The following is a 19,410-nucleotide window of genomic DNA, read 5'->3' as shown; positions in this document are numbered from 1 at the left end:
CGGAATGGGACAGACTTGGTTCCTTGCCGGAATTGCTGTGAAACCACACCCCGGATTACTGCCGCGTTTTCTCTGTTTGCGCGGCCCGCCGGGACAAGACAGCATCCGGACCCTTCATGGCGCGCAAGAAGACCCCCCGAAGCCGCATTGAACCCTCGTTCGAGGGATCGCGATCGAACGGGAACGCGCGCACCATGGCCGATGAGCGCGTGGCCGGTAAAACCACCAGCAAGGCTGCCTCCGCCAAACGCCGCAAGAAGTCGCAGTCAAAGGCCCGCAAGCCGAAAGCGCGGACGTCCCGGGGCCGCATCACCGGCGCCGTGCGCTCCATCGCCTACTGGTGCTGCGTGTTGGGGATCTGGGGCGGCATCGCCATCGCCGGTATTGTCGCCTTTTATGGCGCGCGCATGCCGAGTGCTGCGACCTGGTCGATTCCGGACCGGCCGCCAAACGTCAAGATCGTTTCGGTCAACGGCGAGACCATGGCCAATCGCGGCGCCACCGGCGGCGAAGCCCTGCTGCTGGGCGAAATGTCGCCTTACATTCCAGAAGCCGTCATCGCCATCGAGGACCGTCGCTTCTACTCTCATTTTGGTGTCGACCCGATCGGTCTGGCCCGCGCCATGATGGCCAACGTAACTGCCGGACGCATGGTTCAGGGCGGTTCGACGCTCACCCAGCAATTGGCAAAGAACCTGTTCCTGTCTCCGGAGCGCACGATTGAGCGCAAGGTCCAGGAGGTCCTGCTGTCGCTGTGGCTTGAGCACCGCTTCACCAAGGACCAGATCCTCGAAATGTACCTCAACCGGGTGTTTTTCGGCTCCGGCGCCTATGGCGTCGAGGCGGCGTCGCGGCGCTATTTCCGCAAACCCGCCCGGGACGTGTCGCTGGCCGAGGCAGCCCTTCTGGCCGGTCTGCTCAAGGCTCCCTCACGGCTCTCGCCGGCGCGTGATCCGAAGGCGGCGGAGGCCCGTTCGCAAGTTGTGCTGGCCGCCATGCGCGAGCAGGGAGTGGTCTCCGACAGCGAAATCGCCACCGCGCTGACCAGCCCGCAGGTACGCGCCAAGAGCTACTGGACCGGTTCCGAAAACTATGTTGCCGATCTGGTCATGCAGCGCCTGCCTGACCTGGTCGGCAAGATCACCGATGACCTGGTGGTCGAAACCACGATCGATTTCCAGCTGCAGCGCGAAGCTGAAAAGGCGCTGCGGGAGGCGATCGGGGACAATGGTGCCAAGTCCAGGGTCAGTCAGGGCGCGCTCGTCTCCATCGACGGCACCGGCGCGGTCAGGGCGCTGATCGGCGGCCGCGAATATGCCACGAGCCAGTTTGACCGGGCGACCGATGCGCTTCGCCAGCCCGGATCCGCATTCAAGCCCATCGTCTATGCCGCAGCGCTCGAACAGGGCCGGACGCCGCTGTCGGTGCGCAATGACGCGCCTGTGAAAATCGGCAAATGGACTCCCGAGAACTATGACAGCAAGTACCGCGGCAACGTCACCCTGTCCGATGCGCTGACCCACTCGCTCAACACCGTCGCCGCCCAGCTGGTGATGGAGGTTGGTCCGAAGACGGTGGTCAAGACCGCCCGCCGCCTGGGTATCGAGGCTCCGCTCAAGGCCAATGCCTCGATTGCGCTCGGCACTTCGGAAGTCTCGCTGCTCGAACTCACCGGCGCCTATGCCCCGTTCATGAACGGCGGTTACAAGGCAACGCCGCATGTCATTCGGCGGGTGTCCACCCATGATGGCAAGGTGCTCTACGAGAACGCTTACGACAATCCGCCCCGGGTCATCGATCCCGCCGTTGCCGCGATGATGAACCAGATGCTGGTGCGCGTCGTCGAGGAGGGAACCGGCCGCAAGGCGCGCCTGGACGGCTGGCCCGCCGCAGGCAAGACCGGGACCACCCAGTCCTATCGCGATGCGCTGTTCGTCGGCTACACCGCCAATCTCGTCACCGGCGTCTGGTTTGGCAATGACGACGGCAAGCCGATGAAGAATGTCACCGGCGGCGGTCTTCCGGCCGAGACGTGGAAGCAATTCATGCAGGCGGCCCATCATGGCGTGCCGCCGGCCAGGCTGCCACTTGGCGGGGCTCTTCCGCCCGTTGTGATCGAGGGCGATGGAGTGCAGGTCGGCGATCCGGTCGCGGGCCTGATGCGTGATCTGGCACCAGTGCCGGTCTCGCGCGACGCCACCGGCGCCACTGACGGCATGAGCATGACCCCGCCAGCCGACATCGGCGCCGATCCGGCACAGTCCGGTGCAGGCAGGCGAACCACCCTGCTCGATATCCTGATGGGCAATTGACGGTATTTGGCGCCCTAAACCCGCGATAATCAGACAAAATCCTGCAATCTGCATTTCCCATGACGCTTGCAGTCTGGAAGTGACATTCTTATATACGCCTCAACGCTTCCGGCGAGCGCCGCTCCTGCGGTCTTGGCTCTGGCGGCGGAAACGGATGACGAGAGCATCCTGTTTTCTAGTAATGTCCCGTTAGGGGCTGTCGAATGGAACGCCTGACCGGGTCCCGGCAGCTCGCTTCAAGGAGAATTCAATATGGCTAAAGTAATCGGTATCGACCTCGGAACCACCAATTCCTGCGTCGCAGTCATGGACGGCAAGGACGCCCGCGTGATCGAAAACGCGGAAGGCGCCCGCACCACCCCTTCGATGGTGGCCTTCAGCGACGATGGTGAACGTCTGGTCGGCCAGCCCGCGAAGCGGCAGGCAGTGACCAACCCGGAAAACACGCTTTTCGCGGTCAAGCGACTGATTGGCCGCCGCTTCGAGGACAAGGCTGTTGCCAAGGACCAGGAACTGGTCCCCTTCAAGATCGTGCGCGGCGACAATGGCGATGCCTGGGTAGAGGCAAATGGCGAAAGCTACTCGCCGTCCCAGATCTCGGCCATGGTGCTTCAGAAGATGAAGGAAACCGCCGAATCCTATCTCGGTGAAAAGGTCGAGAAAGCCGTCATCACGGTTCCGGCCTACTTCAATGACGCCCAGCGCCAGGCAACCAAGGACGCCGGCAAAATCGCGGGCCTCGAAGTGCTCCGCATCATCAACGAGCCGACCGCCGCTGCACTCGCCTATGGCCTCGACAAGACCGAAGGCAAGACCATTGCCGTTTATGACCTTGGCGGTGGTACGTTCGACGTCTCGATCCTCGAGATCGGCGACGGCGTCTTCGAGGTGAAGTCGACCAACGGCGACACCTTCCTCGGTGGTGAGGACTTCGACATGCGTCTGGTCGGCTATCTTGCCGACGAGTTCAAGAAGGACCAGGGCATCGACCTGCGGAAGGACAAGCTGGCCTTGCAGCGGCTCAAGGAAGCCGCAGAGAAGGCCAAGATCGAGCTCTCTTCCGCGTCCCAGACCGAAATCAACCTGCCCTTCATCACTGCCGATGCATCGGGCCCGAAGCACCTGACCTTGAAGCTCAGCCGCTCCAAGTTCGAGAGTCTTGTCGATGATTTCGTCCAGCGCACCATCGCGCCGTGCAAGGCAGCCCTCAAGGATGCAGGCCTGCAGGCCGCTGATATCGACGAAGTGGTTCTGGTCGGCGGCATGACCCGCATGCCCAAGATTCAGGAAGTGGTGAAGCAGTTCTTCGGCAAGGACCCCCACAAGGGCGTCAACCCGGATGAAGTGGTCGCCATGGGTGCGGCCATCCAGGCCGGCGTTCTTCAGGGCGACGTCAAGGACGTTCTTCTGCTTGACGTGACCCCGCTGTCGCTCGGCATCGAGACGCTGGGTGGCGTGTTCACCCGCCTGATCGACCGCAACACCACGATCCCGACCAAGAAGAGCCAGGTCTTCTCCACCGCCGAAGACAATCAGAACGCGGTGACGATCCGGGTCTTCCAGGGCGAGCGTGAAATGGCTGCCGACAACAAGATCCTCGGCCAGTTCGATCTCGTCGGCATTCCGCCGGCGCCGCGCGGCGTACCGCAGATCGAAGTGACCTTCGACATCGACGCCAACGGCATCGTCAACGTCTCGGCCAAGGACAAGGGCACCGGCAAGGAACACCAGATCCGCATCCAGGCATCTGGCGGCCTGTCCGATTCCGACATCGACGCGATGATCAAGGAAGCCGAAGCCAATGCCGAGGCCGACAAGAAGCGCCGCGGCGTCGTCGAGGCCAAGAACCAGGGCGAGAGCCTGATCCATTCTTCGGAACAGTCGCTCAAGGATTACGGCGACAAGGTCTCCGAAGAGGATCGCACCGCCATCGCCGATGCGATTGCAGCGCTGAAGGCCGCGGTGGAAGCCGAGGAGCCCGACGCTGACGACATCCAGGCCAAGAGCCAGACCCTCATGGAAGTATCCATGAAACTCGGTCAGGCCATGTACGAGCAGAGCCAGGCCGAAGAAGGTGCCGGCGAAGCCGAAGGCGAGGAAAAGATCGTCGATGCGGACTTCGAGGAAGTCAAGGACGACGACACCGACGAGAAAAAGTCAGCCTGATCCTGCACTTCAGGAAAACCAGCTTTAGGGCGTCCGAAAGGGCGCCCTTTTTGCATTAATGTTAATAAAGGAAAGCCTGATGCGTTAACTTGCTTTGAAACGTGTTGCTATTCTATCTGTCCCTTCTCGATCAGAATTGGATCGCCGGGGTAATCATGAGACAGAACTATCGGTTGTTTGGCGCGTGGCGTTTGTTGGCCGCACTGCTTGTGATGGCCTACCACTTTGCCCACCACGCACCCGATCCCGGTCCGGTCACCACCTGGTTCGAGCACATGCTGCCTCTTCTCGACATGTTCTTCATCATGTCGGGGTTCCTGATTTTCCAGCACTACGGCGACATGAAGAACACTGGCAGCAACTATGTCCGCTTCCTCATCAAGCGCCTTGCGCGGCTGTATCCGCTGCACTTCGCGACACTCTCGGTTTTTGTACTCTTCGCCATCGCCGTTCACGCCGGACTGTTGTCCTCGGCGAGCGCGGATACCCGGTACAACCTGATGGCCTTGCCATCCAACCTGCTGCTTCTGCAGGCTTGGGGGGTGAATTCGGAACTGACGTTCAACTATGCGTCCTGGTCGGTCTCGGGCGAGTGGTTTGCCTATCTGCTGTTCCCGATCGTGCTGTTTGCCTTCTCGCTCCGCCGCCTCATGGGCTTGGCGCTTCTGCTTGTCCTGATCGTCGCCATTCTTGAGTTTTCCGACCGTGGTGCGACGGACCCCTATGAGTTCTGGTTCAACACCAAGCTCTGGGCCGCCTACCGGATCGCCGCAGACTTCGTTTTTGGCGCCCTGTTGTGTGCTGTTGCCGCCAGGCTGGCCACTCCCCGCTATTGCCAACTGTTCGCATGGGCGGTTCTCGGCGCGGTGTTCTGTACCATGTTCGCCGGTGCGAACATCTACCTCATCCTCGCCCTGTTCGGCGTGGCGATCACGCTGGCGGCGCTTGCGGACAAGACCGACGCAGAAAGCACGGCCTGGCTCGATCCTCTGGCACCGGTGACGGCGGTGTCGTTCGGGGTCTACATGTGGCACCCGGTGATCGAACTCTTTGCCTACTCGCTGTTCTGGAACCGGATTGTCGCCGTCGACGACCCTGTCCTGTTCTGGCTATTCATGCCGTTTCCAGCCTTGGCGACGATCGTGACAGCCGTCTACTCTGCCCGCTACTTCGAGCGCCCGGCTGGCAAATGGATGGAAGCCGCACTGACAAAAGCAGTATCAGAGCGCTTTCTGGACCGGAAAACCGCCTGAAACCTGCCAATATCTCGCATCCATTGAGTGTCGGGGCTGGAATTTTTTTCAGCCAGTGACTACATCGGGTCCGGAATGAGTTGTCTCCGCATGTCTGCGGCTTCGATTAGCAAGTGTCTTCTGCGTTCCGGTTGCCTCATGGTGCAATTGATGAACGCCCCGGAAAAGAGATAATGGATACAATGGCCAAGCCAGACTTCTATGAAACGCTTGGTGTGGCGCGGGGTGCCGACGAGAAGGAACTCAAGAGCGCTTTCCGCAAGCTTGCCATGAAATACCATCCCGACAAGAACCCTGGCGACGCCGAGGCCGAACGCAAGTTCAAGGAAATCAACGAGGCCTACGAGTTCCTCAAGGATCCGCAGAAGCGTGCGGCCTACGACCGGTTCGGCCATGCTGCCTTCGAGCAGGGCGGACCTGGCGGAATGGGCGGCGGTTTTGGCGGCGGCGGCGGTGGTTTCTCGGATATCTTCGAGGACATCTTCGGCGAAATGATGGGCGGCCGGGGCGGCCGCCGGTCCTCGGGCGGACGCGAGCGCGGCGCCGACCTGCGCTACAACATGGAAATCACGCTCGAGGAGGCCTATACCGGCAAGACCGCGCAGATCCGGGTGCCGACCTCGATTACCTGTGACCTCTGCTCCGGATCGGGCGCCAAGCCCGGCACCCAGCCGACCACCTGCGCCACCTGCGGCGGCGCCGGACGGGTTCGCGCCTCGCAGGGTTTCTTCTCGGTCGAACGCACCTGCCCGACCTGCCACGGCCGCGGTCAGACCATCACTGACCCCTGCACCAAATGTGCCGGTCAGGGCCGGGTCACCGAGGAACGTTCGCTCTCGGTCAACATTCCTGAAGGCATCGAGGACGGCACCCGCATCAGACTGTCCGGTGAAGGCGAGGCCGGCATGCGCGGCGGGCCTTCCGGCGATCTCTACATTTTCCTGTCTGTACGCCCGCATTCCGTGTTTCAGCGCGAAGGCGCCGATCTCTTCTGTTCCGTGCCGATCTCGATGACCACGGCTGCCCTGGGCGGCAAGTTCGAGATCACCACCATGGATGGCGCGCGCTCCCGGGTCACGGTGCCCGAAGGCACCCAGCCGGGCAAGGAGCTTCGCTTGCGCGGCAAGGGCATGCCGGTTCTGCGCTCGACGCAGTTTGGTGATCTCTATGTCCGGATCACCATCGAAACGCCGCAGAATCTCTCCAAGCGACAGCGCGAACTGCTGGCGGAGTTCCAGGAATTGTCCTCCAAGGAGACCAGCCCGGAATCGACCGGCTTCTTCTCCAGGATGAAGGGCTTTTTCGACACCATGTCGGATTGATCCGACGGCCATTCCGGCCGCCCAACAGAAACCATGTTTGCTGTTCATCTGGTGGTGTGTAAGCTGCCCGCTGGACAGGGCGCCGCTGGAGGGTGCAGGCAGTGAACATGAGGTTTCCCGAACGTCTTGCCCGCCGGTTCGATGACGAGATCCGCTTTTTCAAAGGTTGGATGGACGGTCCAAAGGCGGTTGGCGCCATCATGCCGACCTCCGCGGTCACGGCCCGATCGATGGCGTCGGTGATCAATCCCGCATCGGAATTGCCGGTGCTCGAACTCGGCCCCGGAACCGGGGTCATCACACGCGCCATCCTGGCGCGTGGCGTCGCGCCGTCGGACCTTGTCTCGATCGAGTACTCGCCTGATTTCCATGCCCGGCTGCGACTGGATTTCCCGGAAGTCCGTTTTATCCTTGGCGATGCCTTTGATCTCGATGCAACGCTCGGCGATCTGAACGACAGCCTTTTCGACAGCGTGATTTCAGGCATCCCCCTGCTTAATTTTCCGATGTCTTGCCGGGTGGCGTTGATCGAGGATCTGCTTGACCGGCTGCCGCCGGGAAGACCCGTGGTTCAATTCTCCTATGGCGCTCTCTCGCCGGTGCTTGCGCGCGGCACGAGTTTCCAGGTGATCCATCATGATTTTGTCTTGCGCAACGTGCCGCCCGCGCGTCTTTGGATCTATCGCCGTCGCCCGGAAATGGCCTGAAACGGTTTTCAAACCCGAAGCGATTCCTGCTGGTGGGCATGAAAATCACACAAGGCGGTTCGCGCAGCATGGCCTGATACCGGATATGGGCGGGAATTGGCGCTGATAAGCTTTCTTCCTTGTCCACCTGCCTTATATGGAGGCCAGACAGGAAAACAGGTCCCTTGCCGGGACCGGCAGGCAGTGGAGCACTTCATGTCCCCCAGAATTCTCGTTCTTCCCGGTTCAAACCGCGCGGGTTCGTTCAATGTGCAGCTAGCGGCGGCCGCCTCGGTCGAACTGGCGCAACAGGGCGCCGACGTGACCAGGATCTCGCTGGTCGATTACCCGCTGCCACTTGTCGACGAAGACCTGAAGAACGAAACCGGTATCCCCGAGAATGCGATGAAACTCGGGCGCCTGATCGCAGCGCAGGACGGCGTCTTTCTCTGTTGCCCGGAATACAATTCATCGATCCCGCCGCTGCTCAAGAACATGATCGATTGGTTGAGCCTGATCTCCAGGGACGGTGACCGGCCTCTCAAGCCATGGGCCGGGCGCTATGTGGCACTTGGGTCGGCATCAAACGGCAAGCTTGGCGGAATCCGCGGCCTCTACCATGTCCGTTCGGTGATGGCGAATGTCGGAACCCAGATCATCACCGAGCAATGCGCGGTCAGCGGCGCCGCCGATGCCTTCGAGGCAGACGGACGCCTCAAGGACGAGCGAACCAACGGGATGCTGGTCAACACCTGCAAATCCCTGATCCGGCACTGTGCAATGATGACCGCAAGCTAGGACAGCAGATCAGGCTTTGCGCACTGGCAGTTGCGGCAACTTTTGGCCGACACGGATCGCGTTACTCTTGCGAAGCCGGTATCTTCATGCGAGGACCGGCAAACACGGAGGGAATGCGAAATGCCTGATGCAGCGCTTGAACTGGGTGTACCAGCCTTTCAGAAAGTTGATCCGCGTCTGATTGTGGCATTGGATGTGCCGACCGTCGCCGAGGCTGAAGCCCTGGTCGAACGGATCGGCGATGATGCCATGTTCTACAAGATCGGATACCAGCTCGCCTTTGCCGGCGGGCTGCCGCTGGCGCGTGAACTGAAGGCCTCGGGCCGCAAGGTTTTCCTCGACATGAAACTGCTCGACATCGACAACACCATTGCCAAGGGCGTCGAGAACGTCGTCCGGATGGGTGTCGACATGCTGACCATTCATGCCTACCCGAAGGCGATGCGCGCGGCTGTTGACGCGGCACGCGGCAGCGACCTGTGTCTTCTCGGGGTCACGGTCCTGACCTCGATGGACACGGCCGATGTCGCCGATGCCGGCTACGCCTTGTCCGCCGAGGAACTGGTGCAGCGCCGCGCCGCCCAGGCCCGTGACGCAGGCATGGGCGGGATTGTCTGTTCGGCCGCGGAGGCAGGCACCGTCCGCTCCATCGTTGGCTCGGAAATGGCAATCGTCACGCCGGGTATCCGTCCTGCGGGCGCCGACCACGGCGACCAGAAGCGGGTCATGTCACCGGCGCAGGCGCTTGCCGCCGGCGCGACCCATCTTGTCGTCGGTCGACCGATCTCGGCGGCATCCGATCCGGCGTCGGCGGCACGCGCCATCACTGCCGAAATGGCAGCCAACTAGACCAGAAGGGCAGCAATCATGGCAAAGGGATATTGGATCGGCCGCATCGATGTGCACGATCCGGAAGCGTACAAGGCCTATGTCGAGACGGCGACACCGGCCTACAAGGAATACGGGGCGACATTCCTGGTGCGCGGCGGCGAATTCGATCCGGTTGAAGGTGCGGCCCGCGCGCGCAATGTCGTCATAGAATTTCCCAGCTATGAGGCCGCCCTGGCCTGCTACAACTCCGAAACCTACCAGAAGGCCAGGGCGATACGTCAGAAATTCTCTGACGGAGAGCTGCTGGTGATCAGGGGACATGACGCCTGAGAGCCTGAGCGCAGACTGTGGGACGCTGCCGCGTGTCAGTCAAGGCGGCATTGTCAAGCCTTCCGGGTCTTATGGGGCAGGTGGTCCCGCAGGACCGCAGAGATGCGATTAATCCCCGCATGCGGCGGAGCAGCACTTCACCTTGCGCGGGTTTTTGACTATGAGCTTGGTTGGACTGCGGCCGAACCCGGTTGCTTTGCGAGAAACCAACCGGACCCAATGATCCTGTCAGGGAGTGCATAGATGACATCGCTCAATCAACCCAAGCTCGTCACGGTCTTTGGCGGGTCCGGCTTCGTTGGCCGCCATGTTGTGCGTGCGCTCGCCAAGCGCGGTTACCGTGTCCGCGTGGCGGTCCGCCGCCCCGATCTTGCCGGTCACCTGCAGCCATTGGGCGGGGTTGGCCAGATTGTCGCCGTTCAGGCCAATCTGCGAAACCGGGATTCGGTCGACCGGGCTGTCATTGGTGCGGACCATGTCGTCAACTGCGTCGGTATCCTGTTCGAAGCGGGCCGGAACACCTTCGGTTCGGTTCAGGAGTTCGGCGCCCGCGCTGTGGCGGAAGCGGCCCGGGCGGCTGGCGCCGGCCTGACCCATATCTCGGCCATCGGTGCCGACAGCAACTCGGAATCGGACTACGCCAGGTCCAAGGGCATGGCTGAAGAGGCCATTACCAAGATCCTGCCGGATGCCGTCATCCTGCGTCTCTCGATCGTGTTTGGTCCCGAAGACGGGTTTTTCAACAAGTTTGCCGAAATGGCGAGGTTTTCTCCGGCCCTGCCGCTAATTGGTGGTGGTGAAACCCGGTTTCAGCCGGTCTATGTCGGCGATGTCGCCGAAGCCGTGGGCCGCAGCGTCGAGGGCACGGTCGCAGGCGGCAAGGTCTATGAGCTCGGTGGCCCAAGGGTCATGAGCTTCAAGGAAGTACTCGAGGAAATCCTCGAAATCACGATGCGCAAGCGCGCCCTCCTACCGCTGCCCTGGGGGCTTGCCTCCCTGATCGGCAAGGTCGCCACCTTCATCCCCTTCATCGATCCGCCACTGACCGATGACCAGGTGGTCCTGCTCAAGAGCGACAATGTCGTCTCGGACGCCGCGATCAAGGAAAACCGCACTCTCGCCGGCATCGGCATTCCGCAGACCACAGTGGAAGCGATCCTGCCGACCTACCTGACCCGGTATCGGGCGCATGGCCAGTACAGCGGCACCGGAAACGAAGCCTGATTGCGTCCGTGATATCGGTTCTGGCGCCGCCGGGACTTGATGTCTGGGCAGCCGTCGTTCTCATCGTCGCCAGCTTCTTCACTTCGGCGCTGACAGTCTCCGCAGGCATCGGCGGCGGCGTCGTCCTGCTCGGGCTGATGGGATACCTCGTTCCCGTCGCGGCCATCATCCCCGTCCATGGTGTGGTGCAACTGGGCTCCAATGTCGGCCGCGCCGCCATGCTGCGCGACCATGTTGCCTGGGCCTGCCTTGCAGCCTTTTTCATTGGCGCCGTCCCCGGCGCATGGGCCGGCAGTTCGGTGGTGGGGGCTCTCTCCGACTCCGCGCTAAAGGCGGCGCTCGGCGGCTTCATACTCGTTATCACCTGGATGCGGCTTCCCAGGCTGGCGGCGATCCGGCTGCCTGGTTTTGCGGTGACCGGAGCCATCACCACATTCCTGACCATGATTTTTGGCGCAACCGGACCCTTCAACGCCGTGGTCCTGTCCAAGACCTTTCCCGACCGGTTGCGGTTCCAGGCCACCACGGCGGCGGTGATGAGTCTGCAGCACCTGGTGAAGACGTCAGCATTCGCGCTTGCAGGTTTTGCGTTCGGTCCGTGGTTGCCGCTGATCGCTGCAATGATCCTCACCGGACTGGCCGGAACATGGGTCGGGTCCCACATCCTGCGCAAGACTCCCGAAAGCCGCTTTCGGCTGGTCTTCAGGATCTTGCTGACCTTGCTCGCGCTCGATCTGATCCGGCGCGGTGTTGCCGGAATGGCGCATGGTTAGCAATGATTTAAGAAAGAGACGGTTTATTGTTGGCAGGCTGGCCGAACAGGCTTGAATCAGCGGGCCGTGCGGCGTAAACGGCACCGGCTCACAACGTGCCAGGGATGCGCAGCAAACGGCGAGACCCGGGTTGAGAGACGCCCGTCCGGTGCATTGGACAGGATGGTGGAAGACATCACATGCGCAGTCTGAACTCTGCCGGTTGGCGGGGTTCAGCTTCAGCAATCAGATAGATCGGGACATGAGTTAATGGGTAAAACAGTCGTATCCGCGTTTGCATTCGCTATTGTGGTGATCCTGTCCGCATCCGCCTTTGCACCGCGCAGCGTCGCCCATTCCTCCAAGGGCTGCACACCCGCCTATGGTGTTGATCCCTGCGCCATTCAGGCTCTTGCCGAGTAGCCTTTCGGGCTCAGCCGAGCAGCCACAATCCGACCAGCCCCAGACTGCCCACTGCGATTCGCCACCAGGCGAAGGGGGCAAAGCCGTGGCGTGAAACGAAATCGAGCAGGCTGCGCACCACGATCACGCCGGCGATGAATGCCATGACGAACCCGACGATGATGGTGACCACGTCATCATAGGCGAGTTTGTCGTAGTTCTTGTAGAGATCGAGTGTGAAGGCTCCGGCCATGGTCGGCATGGCGAGAAAGAACGAGAATTCCGCCGCCGAGCGCTTGTCGGTTCCCATCAGCAGCGCGCCGGCAATGGTTGCGCCCGAGCGCGACGTCCCCGGAATCATCGCCAGGCACTGACAAAGCCCGATCTTGAAGGCCAGCGACAGCGGGTAATCCATAACATTGGTGTATTTCGGCCTCAGCTTCATCCGGTCGATGATCAACAGAATGATGCCGCCAACGATCAGCACCCAGCAGATCAGCGCCGTCGATTCGAACAGAACGGACTTGATGAACCCGTGAGCCAGGGCGCCGATCACTGCCGCAGGCAGGAAGGCAACCAGAATGGCGCCGACAAAATGTCTTGCCCTTGGGCTCGACGGAAGGGCTACGGCGAGTGCCCAGAGCCGGGCGAAATAGACCGACAGGATTGCCAGGATGGCGCCCAGTTGCACCAGCACCTCGAAACTGTTGCCGGGCGATTCAAAACCGAGGAAATGCCCGGCCAGCAGCAGGTGCGCGGTTGAGGAGACGGGAACGAACTCGGTCAGGCCTTCGATGAGTCCGAGCAGGGCACCTACAATTGTCGTTTCATTCATGCCGGAGTGTCCCTGTTTCGCGCCGATTCAGGCCTGGGTCATTGGATCGCCCTTTTTGGCGACGAGTGTTCACCGATACTGATCAGTGATTCGCTTGTCTTGCCGGGGGCCAGTCCCTATAGCTCTATTTTCCGGAATCTGACCAGTCCCGCGCGCCGGCGCCAACGCAAACACGCTCAGCTTCACGATGCCAGTTCTTTATCACCACACCATATCCGCAGCGTCCCGGTTTGTTCGGGTCTGTTTCAGCGAAGTCGATTTCGCCGCGGAACTCGAGGAAGAACTGCCCTGGGAGAAGCGCCCCGATTTTCTCAAGATCAACCCGGCGGGAACATTGCCGGTCTGCGTCACCGATAACGGGCACGCCCTGTGCGGGCCGCATGTCATCGCCGAATGGATCGACGAATCCTTCGGGGTGTTCAAGCGGGATCGCCGGTTGCTGGCTGAAGACCCGTTCCGCCGCGCCGAAATCCGGCGGCTGATGGAATGGTTCCTGATCAAGTTCGAGCAGGATGTGGTGCGCCCGCTGGTAAGAGAGCGAATCATCAAGCTGCAACTGCCGACAAGCAAGGGCGGCGGAGCGCCTGATCCCAAGTTGCTGCGCACCGGCCGCGCCAATATCCGCCAGCACATGAAATACCTCTCCTGGCTAGCCGGGTCCCGGGCGTGGCTCGCCGGCGACAAGCTCAGCTATGCCGACCTCGCCGCCGCCGCTTCCCTGTCTGTGATGGATTATCTGGGCGAAATTGACTGGAACGAATATCCGCAGGCCAAGGAATGGTACCAGCGCATCAAGTCCCGCCCGTCCTTCCGGCCATTGCTGGCTGACCGGATCCGCAACCTGCCACCGGTCGCTCACTACGCCGACCTCGATTTCTAGGCTGATGGCGGGCGGAAGCCATATCGGTTCCGAACGGCGCGACGGCGGGGCCGGCATGCAATCCGCGCCCCTCTCCGCGCAGCAGGTCGCTCGGCTCAAGGCATTTCTCCATACCGAAGCCGAACGCCTGGGTTTTTGCGCGTTGGCCGTGACCCCGGCCCGATCCGCGCCGTTCTCGCGCGAGCGCCTGGCCGAATTCGTCGATCTTGGCCGCCATGGCTCCATGCAGTGGTTGGCGGAAACCCTGGACCGCCGTGCCGAGCCGCAAACCCTCTGGCCGGAGGCACGTTCGGTCATCGTGCTCGCGATGAACTACGGTCCTGATCGTGATCCGCTCGAAAACCTTGCTCACCCCCAGAATGCCACGGTCTCTGTCTACGCCCGCAATCGCGATTACCATGACATCATCAAGGGCAAGCTCAAGGAACTGGCGGGCAAGTTCGCCTCCCGCGCCGGCGGTGACGTCAAGGTCTTCGTCGACACCGCGCCGGTGATGGAAAAGCCGCTCGCCCAGGCTGCCGGGCTCGGCTGGATTGGCAAGCACACCAATCTGGTGAGCCGCAGCCATGGCTCATGGATCTTCCTGGCATCGATTTTCACCACCGTGGATCTCGCGGCCGATGCGGCAGAAGTCGATCACTGCGGTTCCTGCCGCGCCTGTCTTGATGCCTGCCCGACGGATGCGTTCCCCGCACCCTACCAGATCGATGCGCGGCGCTGCATTTCCTATTTGACCATCGAGAACAAGGGACCGATCCCGCGCGAGTTCCGCACCGCCATCGGCAATCGTGTCTATGGCTGTGACGATTGCCTGGCGGCCTGTCCCTGGAACAAGTATGCCCAGGCCGCCAGCGAGGCCAAGCTGATTGCCCGCGAGGATCTGCGTTCTCCGCCGCTGTCGGGTTTTCTGGCAATGGATGATGCCGCATTCCGGACCTTTTTCTCAGGCTCTCCGGTCAAGCGGATTGGCCGCGACAGGTTTTTGCGCAATGTGCTGGTGGCCGTGGGCAACAGCGGCGAGCCGGATCTCGCGCCGCCCTGCGAAGCCTTGCTGAGCGATGCTTCGCCGCTGGTCAGAGGCAGCGCCGTCTGGGCCCTGTCACAACTGACAGCGCCCCGCCGGATGCATGAGCTTGCTGCTCAGGCCGGCCAGGAGCCCGATGCGGACGTCAGGCAAGAATGGCAACTGGCGCTCGGCGCCGGCAATGAATTGGAACAAGGGTGAACCCATGAGAATGATGATCTTCGGCGCCGGGTTTTCCGGTCTTGCGATTGCCCGGACGCTTGCCGGTGAGTGTGACTTTGCCGGTGGGACAACGCGCAGCGCCGAACGGTTTGCCGCGCTGCAGGGCGCAGGTCTGACCCCCTTCATCTATCAAGGTGGCAACCCCGGAGAGGAATTGAGCACTGCTCTGAGCGAAATCACCCATCTGGTCATGTCGATTGCGCCCGATACGGGCGGCGATCCGCTTCTGGAAGTCTTTGCCGGCGGTCTGCGGCCGACGATGCCGAAACTTGAATGGATCGGTTATCTCTCCACCGTGGGCGTCTATGGCGATCATGGTGGTGATTGGGTTGACGAGGACACCGCGTGCAAGCCGGTCTCGCGCCGCTCGGTCGCGCGTCTGGCGGCTGAAGACGGCTGGACCCGGCTGGCAGACGAAGCCGGCGTACCGCTTGCCATCATCCGCTTGTCAGGGATCTACGGTCCCGGCCGCAATGCGCTCAAAACCATGAGCGAAGGCAAGGCCCGGCGTCTGATCAAGCCTGGCCAGGTGTTCAATCGCATCCATGTCGCCGATATTGGCGGCGCCACTGCGCTGCTCGCCAGGCAACGGTTGGGAGGTATCTACAATGTCACCGACGACATGCCGGCCCCCCCACAGGATGTTGTCAGCGAGGCAGCGCGCATCATGGGCGTCGAACCGCCCGCCGAGATGGATTTCGAAACCGCCGATCTGTCGCCGATGGCGCGGTCTTTCTACGGCGAGAACAAGCGCGTCGCCAATGCACGGATCAAGGAAGCCGGATACAGTTTCATGTACCCCGACTATGTCACCGGGCTCTCGGCCCTGTATCGTGACGAATCCTGGAAGGGATAGCAAAGGCCGGCTGCAACAAACGGCAACAATAAGTGAATTTGGTGATCTTCTTTTGGCCTGCTTGACTGTCCAGTACCCGCGGCATCACAAAGAGGGATTCCAAATTGACTTCAACCGACCTCAACGCACGAGCCGCCGGATTGTTCCTTGCAGGCCTCATGACCGCTGCAGCCACTCTTTCCACCGTCAGCCCCGCATCCGCGGCTGAGCCGTCCTGCGGGCGTGCCTCATGGTATGCCCTGACCTCGCGTACCGCCTCGGGCGAGCGCATGGATCCGTCGAAACTGACCGCTGCTCATCCGCGCCTTCGGTTCGGAACGAGGGTCGAGGTGGTCAATCCACGCAACGGCAAATCCGTCGTGGTCCGCATCAATGACCGGGGCCCTTTCATCAAGGGCCGCATCATCGACGTGTCCAAGGCTGCCGCAGGCCATCTCGGCATGATCAAGGCAGGCGTTGCCAAAGTCTGCTATCGCGTGATCTCCTGATCCAATCCGCTTGCCAGCCCCGTTTGTCTCGCTATTGTGGCGGGGCATGTATTCTTTCAAGGGGTTACAGCGCTGGGATGCGTTCGGTAGAGCGCCCCGCGCTGGCAGAGGCGGGCAATGATGGAAAGCGCGGACATTCTGGAACGGCAAGAGTCTCTCACCCGGGAGATTGCCTCGCGCCGCGATGAGCTGGTGGCCCTGACCCAGGATCTGATTCGCATCCCGACACTCAACCCGCCCGGGGATTTCTATCGCGACATCTGCGAGTATCTCGCCCGCCGTCTCGAAAAATCCGGTTTCGACGTCAAGCTGCTGCGCGCCGAAGGCACGCCAGGAGACAGCGAGCGCCATCCGCGCTGGAACGTGATCTGCCGCCGCGAGGGTGGCCGCTCCGGCCCCTGCGTTCATTTCAATTCTCATATCGACGTGGTCTCGACCGGCGCCGGCTGGACCTTCGACCCCTTCGCCGGAACCGTCTCCGACGGCAAGATCTACGGGCGCGGAGCCTGTGACATGAAGGGCGGGCTTGCCGCATCGATCATTGCTGCCGAAGCCTTTGTCGCCCTCTGGCCGGAATACCCCGGCGCCATCGAGATATCGGGCACGGCGGATGAGGAAACCGGCGGCTATGGCGGTGTCGCCTGGCTGGCCGAGCAGGGCTACTTCTCTCCCGAGCGCGTCCAGCACGTGATCATCCCGGAACCGCTCAACAAGGACCGGATCTGCCTCGGCCACCGCGGCGTCATGTGGGCTGAGATCAAGACCCATGGCCGCATCGCCCATGGCTCGATGCCGTTTCTCGGCGATTGCGCCGTGCGCCACATGGGCGCGGTCATTGCCGAGATGGAAACCTCGCTGTTTCCGGCTCTGGCCCGGAAACACACCGCCATGCCGGTGGTGCCCGATGGCGCAAGGCAATCCACCATGAACATCAACTCGCTGCACGGCGGACAGGCCGAGCCGGATCCGGATTTCACCGGCTTCCCGTCGGCCTGCGTGCCCGACGAGGCCCGGATGATCATCGACCGGCGCTACCTGATCGAGGAGCAGGCCGAGGAGGTGCGCGAGGAGATCATCTCCCTGCTCGAACGGGTCAAGGCAGAGCGGACCGGCTTTCGCTATGATTTCGAGGAACTCTGGCAGGTCAGCCCCACCATGACATCGGTCGATGCGCCGGTGGTCAAGGCGGTCGAGCGCGGCATCCGCTCTGCGCTCGCCTGCGATCCGGTGCACGTCGTCTCGCCCGGCACCTACGACCAGAAACATATTGACCGCATTGGTCGCTTGAAAGACTGTATCGCCTATGGCCCCGGCATCCTCGATCTGGCGCATCAGCCGGACGAATATGTCGGGATCGACGATATGGTGGACTCGGCGAGGGTCATGGCCTTCGCGTTGGACGATCTTCTGCACGGACGCGCGTAAGACGTGATCCGGATAAACGGGAACAAAGGAAGCTGACATGACAAAGAATTCGATCACAGCTGCGGCTGTTTCGGTGCTGGCACTGGGACTGGCTCTCGGAGCCCCACCTGCCATGGCCGCCAAGATGGATGTCACCATCGGCATGCAGCTTGAGCCGCCGAACCTCGATCCGACCGGCGGCGCCGCCGCGGCGATCGACGAGGTGGTCTACGCAAACGTCTTTGAAGGCCTCACCCGCTTTGGCTCCGACGGCGCAATCCTGCCGGCGCTGGCCGAAAGCTGGGAGATCTCCGAGGACGGCCTGACCTACACTTTCAAGCTTCGTGAAGGCGTGAAGTTCCATGACGGCACGGATTTCAATGCCGAAGACGTGAAGTTCTCGCTCGACCGCGCCCGCGCTGATGAGTCCACCAACGCCCAGAAGGCTCTGTTCGCCGACATCGCCTCGGTCGAGGTGGTTGATCCCGCCACCGTCAAGGTGACGCTGTCCAAGCCCAACGGCTCGTTCCTGTTCAACATGGCCTGGGGCGATGCAGTCATCGTCGCGCCTGAATCGGCAGCAGACAACGCCGCAAATCCGGTCGGCACCGGTCCCTTCACCCTGACCGAATGGGTCAAGGGCGACCGGGTCGAACTCGGCCGCTACGACGGCTACTGGGGCACTCCGGTCAAGCTCGACAAGGTGACCTTCAAGTTCATCTCCGACCCGACGGCGGCCTTTGCCGCGATGATGGCCGGCGACCTTGACGCCTACCCGGCCTTCCCGGCCCCGGAGAACCTGGTCCAGTTCGAGGCCGATCCGCGCTTCGAGGTGATCACCGGCTCGTCCGAAGGCGAAACCATTCTCGCCATGAACAACAAGCAGGCGCCGCTCGACAACATCAAGGTGCGTGAGGCGATCGTCCATGCCATCGACCGCCAGGCGATCATTGATGGCGCCATGTTCGGCTACGGCACGCCGATCGGCACCCACTTTGCCCCGCACAACCCGGCATATGTCGATCTGACCGCCCAGTCGGCCTACGACCCGGAGAAGTCCAAGGCGCTGCTGGCGGAAGCCGGCGTCAGCGATCTTTCCTTGTCGCTGAAGCTGCCGCCCCCGAGCTATGCCCGTCGTGGCGGCGAGATCATTGCCGCCCAGCTGCGTGAGGTCGGCATCAATGTCGACATCACCAATGTCGAATGGGCGCAGTGGCTTGATGATGTCTTCAAGGCCAAGAACTTTGACATGACCATCGTTTCGCACACCGAACCGATGGATATCGGCATCTATGCCCGCGACGACTACTATTTCCAGTACGGTGATGCGGATTTCAAGGCGATCATGGCCGATCTTGCCAACGCGACGGATCCTGCCAAGCGCACAGAGCTGATGCAGGCCGCGCAGAAGAAGATCGCCGACGATTACGTCAACGGCTATCTGTTCCAGCTTGCTCGTGCCGGCGTCATCAGCGCCAAGCTGAAAGGCATCTGGCTCAACGCGCCGACCCAGGCCAACGACATGACCGGTGTCTACTGGGAAGATTGAGACCGTCGATGCTTCTGATGGCCGGGTCTGACCCCGGCCATCCCATCCCCATGCCCCTGAATCGTGCCCCCCTGGA

18 protein-coding genes are annotated in these 19,410 nt (G+C 61.8%); 17 read left to right on the top strand and 1 reads right to left on the bottom strand.

Features of this window, described 5'->3' with window-relative positions; all coding sequences use genetic code 11:
• The first annotated feature begins 116 nt into the window (after positions 1-116).
• The 11 genes from SPHINGO391_RS22695 to SPHINGO391_RS22645 all read left to right on the top strand — a co-directional run bounded on the left by SPHINGO391_RS22695 (position 117) and on the right by SPHINGO391_RS22645 (position 12,097).
• Positions 117-2,312: a transglycosylase domain-containing protein gene (locus tag SPHINGO391_RS22695; protein ID WP_152010972.1), complete on the top strand. Its 2,196-nt coding sequence runs from the start codon at positions 117-119 to the stop codon at positions 2,310-2,312.
• 252 nt (positions 2,313-2,564) lie between these two features.
• Positions 2,565-4,478, top strand: a complete 1,914-nt coding sequence (gene dnaK / locus SPHINGO391_RS22690; RefSeq protein WP_152010971.1) for a molecular chaperone DnaK — start codon at positions 2,565-2,567, stop codon at positions 4,476-4,478.
• A 155-nt stretch (positions 4,479-4,633) separates the two neighbouring features.
• On the top strand, positions 4,634-5,731 hold the full coding sequence (locus tag SPHINGO391_RS22685) for an acyltransferase (RefSeq protein WP_152010970.1): 1,098 nt from the start codon (positions 4,634-4,636) through the stop codon (positions 5,729-5,731).
• Between the two features lie 182 nt (positions 5,732-5,913).
• Entirely contained in the window at positions 5,914-7,053 is a 1,140-nt protein-coding gene (gene dnaJ, locus SPHINGO391_RS22680; protein ID WP_152010969.1) for a molecular chaperone DnaJ, read from the top strand.
• A 101-nt stretch (positions 7,054-7,154) separates the two neighbouring features.
• The gene (gene pmtA / locus SPHINGO391_RS22675) at positions 7,155-7,760 is read left to right on the top strand and encodes a phospholipid N-methyltransferase PmtA (protein ID WP_193217387.1); all 606 of its coding nucleotides are present in this window, start codon (positions 7,155-7,157) and stop codon (positions 7,758-7,760) included.
• A gap of 195 nt (positions 7,761-7,955) precedes the next feature.
• Positions 7,956-8,537: an NAD(P)H-dependent oxidoreductase gene (locus SPHINGO391_RS22670; protein WP_152010967.1), complete on the top strand. Its 582-nt coding sequence runs from the start codon at positions 7,956-7,958 to the stop codon at positions 8,535-8,537.
• Between the two features lie 120 nt (positions 8,538-8,657).
• The gene (pyrF, locus tag SPHINGO391_RS22665; protein WP_152010966.1) at positions 8,658-9,386 is read left to right on the top strand and encodes an orotidine-5'-phosphate decarboxylase; all 729 of its coding nucleotides are present in this window, start codon (positions 8,658-8,660) and stop codon (positions 9,384-9,386) included.
• 18 nt (positions 9,387-9,404) lie between these two features.
• On the top strand, positions 9,405-9,698 hold the full coding sequence (locus SPHINGO391_RS22660; RefSeq protein WP_152010965.1) for a DUF1330 domain-containing protein: 294 nt from the start codon (positions 9,405-9,407) through the stop codon (positions 9,696-9,698).
• A gap of 243 nt (positions 9,699-9,941) precedes the next feature.
• Positions 9,942-10,922, top strand: a complete 981-nt coding sequence (locus tag SPHINGO391_RS22655; protein ID WP_152010964.1) for a complex I NDUFA9 subunit family protein — start codon at positions 9,942-9,944, stop codon at positions 10,920-10,922.
• Positions 10,923-10,930: 8 nt separating this feature from the next.
• A complete protein-coding gene (locus tag SPHINGO391_RS22650) occupies positions 10,931-11,695 on the top strand; it encodes a sulfite exporter TauE/SafE family protein (protein ID WP_152010963.1) in 765 nt (254 codons plus the stop codon).
• Positions 11,696-11,944: 249 nt separating this feature from the next.
• A complete protein-coding gene (locus SPHINGO391_RS22645; protein ID WP_193217386.1) occupies positions 11,945-12,097 on the top strand; it encodes a hypothetical protein in 153 nt (50 codons plus the stop codon).
• A gap of 10 nt (positions 12,098-12,107) precedes the next feature.
• Here the strand turns inward: SPHINGO391_RS22645 and SPHINGO391_RS22640 are convergent, their stop codons facing one another.
• Entirely contained in the window at positions 12,108-12,911 is an 804-nt protein-coding gene (locus tag SPHINGO391_RS22640) for an undecaprenyl-diphosphate phosphatase (RefSeq protein ID WP_152010962.1), read from the bottom strand.
• A gap of 187 nt (positions 12,912-13,098) precedes the next feature.
• Between SPHINGO391_RS22640 and SPHINGO391_RS22635 the strand changes: the two genes are divergently transcribed.
• From SPHINGO391_RS22635 to SPHINGO391_RS22610, 6 genes are all read left to right on the top strand, one after another.
• On the top strand, positions 13,099-13,791 hold the full coding sequence (locus SPHINGO391_RS22635; RefSeq protein ID WP_152010961.1) for a glutathione S-transferase family protein: 693 nt from the start codon (positions 13,099-13,101) through the stop codon (positions 13,789-13,791).
• Positions 13,792-13,846: 55 nt separating this feature from the next.
• Positions 13,847-15,016 carry a tRNA epoxyqueuosine(34) reductase QueG gene (gene queG, locus SPHINGO391_RS22630; protein WP_152010960.1) on the top strand — a complete coding sequence of 390 codons (1,170 nt, stop codon included), beginning with the start codon at positions 13,847-13,849 and terminating at the stop codon, positions 15,014-15,016.
• A 4-nt stretch (positions 15,017-15,020) separates the two neighbouring features.
• Entirely contained in the window at positions 15,021-15,893 is an 873-nt protein-coding gene (locus tag SPHINGO391_RS22625; RefSeq protein WP_152010959.1) for an SDR family oxidoreductase, read from the top strand.
• Between the two features lie 158 nt (positions 15,894-16,051).
• A complete protein-coding gene (locus SPHINGO391_RS22620; RefSeq protein WP_152011698.1) occupies positions 16,052-16,381 on the top strand; it encodes a septal ring lytic transglycosylase RlpA family protein in 330 nt (109 codons plus the stop codon).
• A 117-nt stretch (positions 16,382-16,498) separates the two neighbouring features.
• Positions 16,499-17,806, top strand: a complete 1,308-nt coding sequence (locus SPHINGO391_RS22615; protein ID WP_152010958.1) for an acetylornithine deacetylase/succinyl-diaminopimelate desuccinylase family protein — start codon at positions 16,499-16,501, stop codon at positions 17,804-17,806.
• 37 nt (positions 17,807-17,843) lie between these two features.
• On the top strand, positions 17,844-19,334 hold the full coding sequence (locus tag SPHINGO391_RS22610; RefSeq protein WP_152010957.1) for an ABC transporter substrate-binding protein: 1,491 nt from the start codon (positions 17,844-17,846) through the stop codon (positions 19,332-19,334).
• The last annotated feature ends 76 nt before the right edge of the window (positions 19,335-19,410 follow it).

It is taken from the genome of Hoeflea sp. EC-HK425 (assembly GCF_902498795.1).
Classification (GTDB): domain Bacteria; phylum Pseudomonadota; class Alphaproteobacteria; order Rhizobiales; family Rhizobiaceae; genus Hoeflea; species Hoeflea alexandrii.
This window is presented reverse-complemented; position numbering and strand designations above follow the sequence as displayed.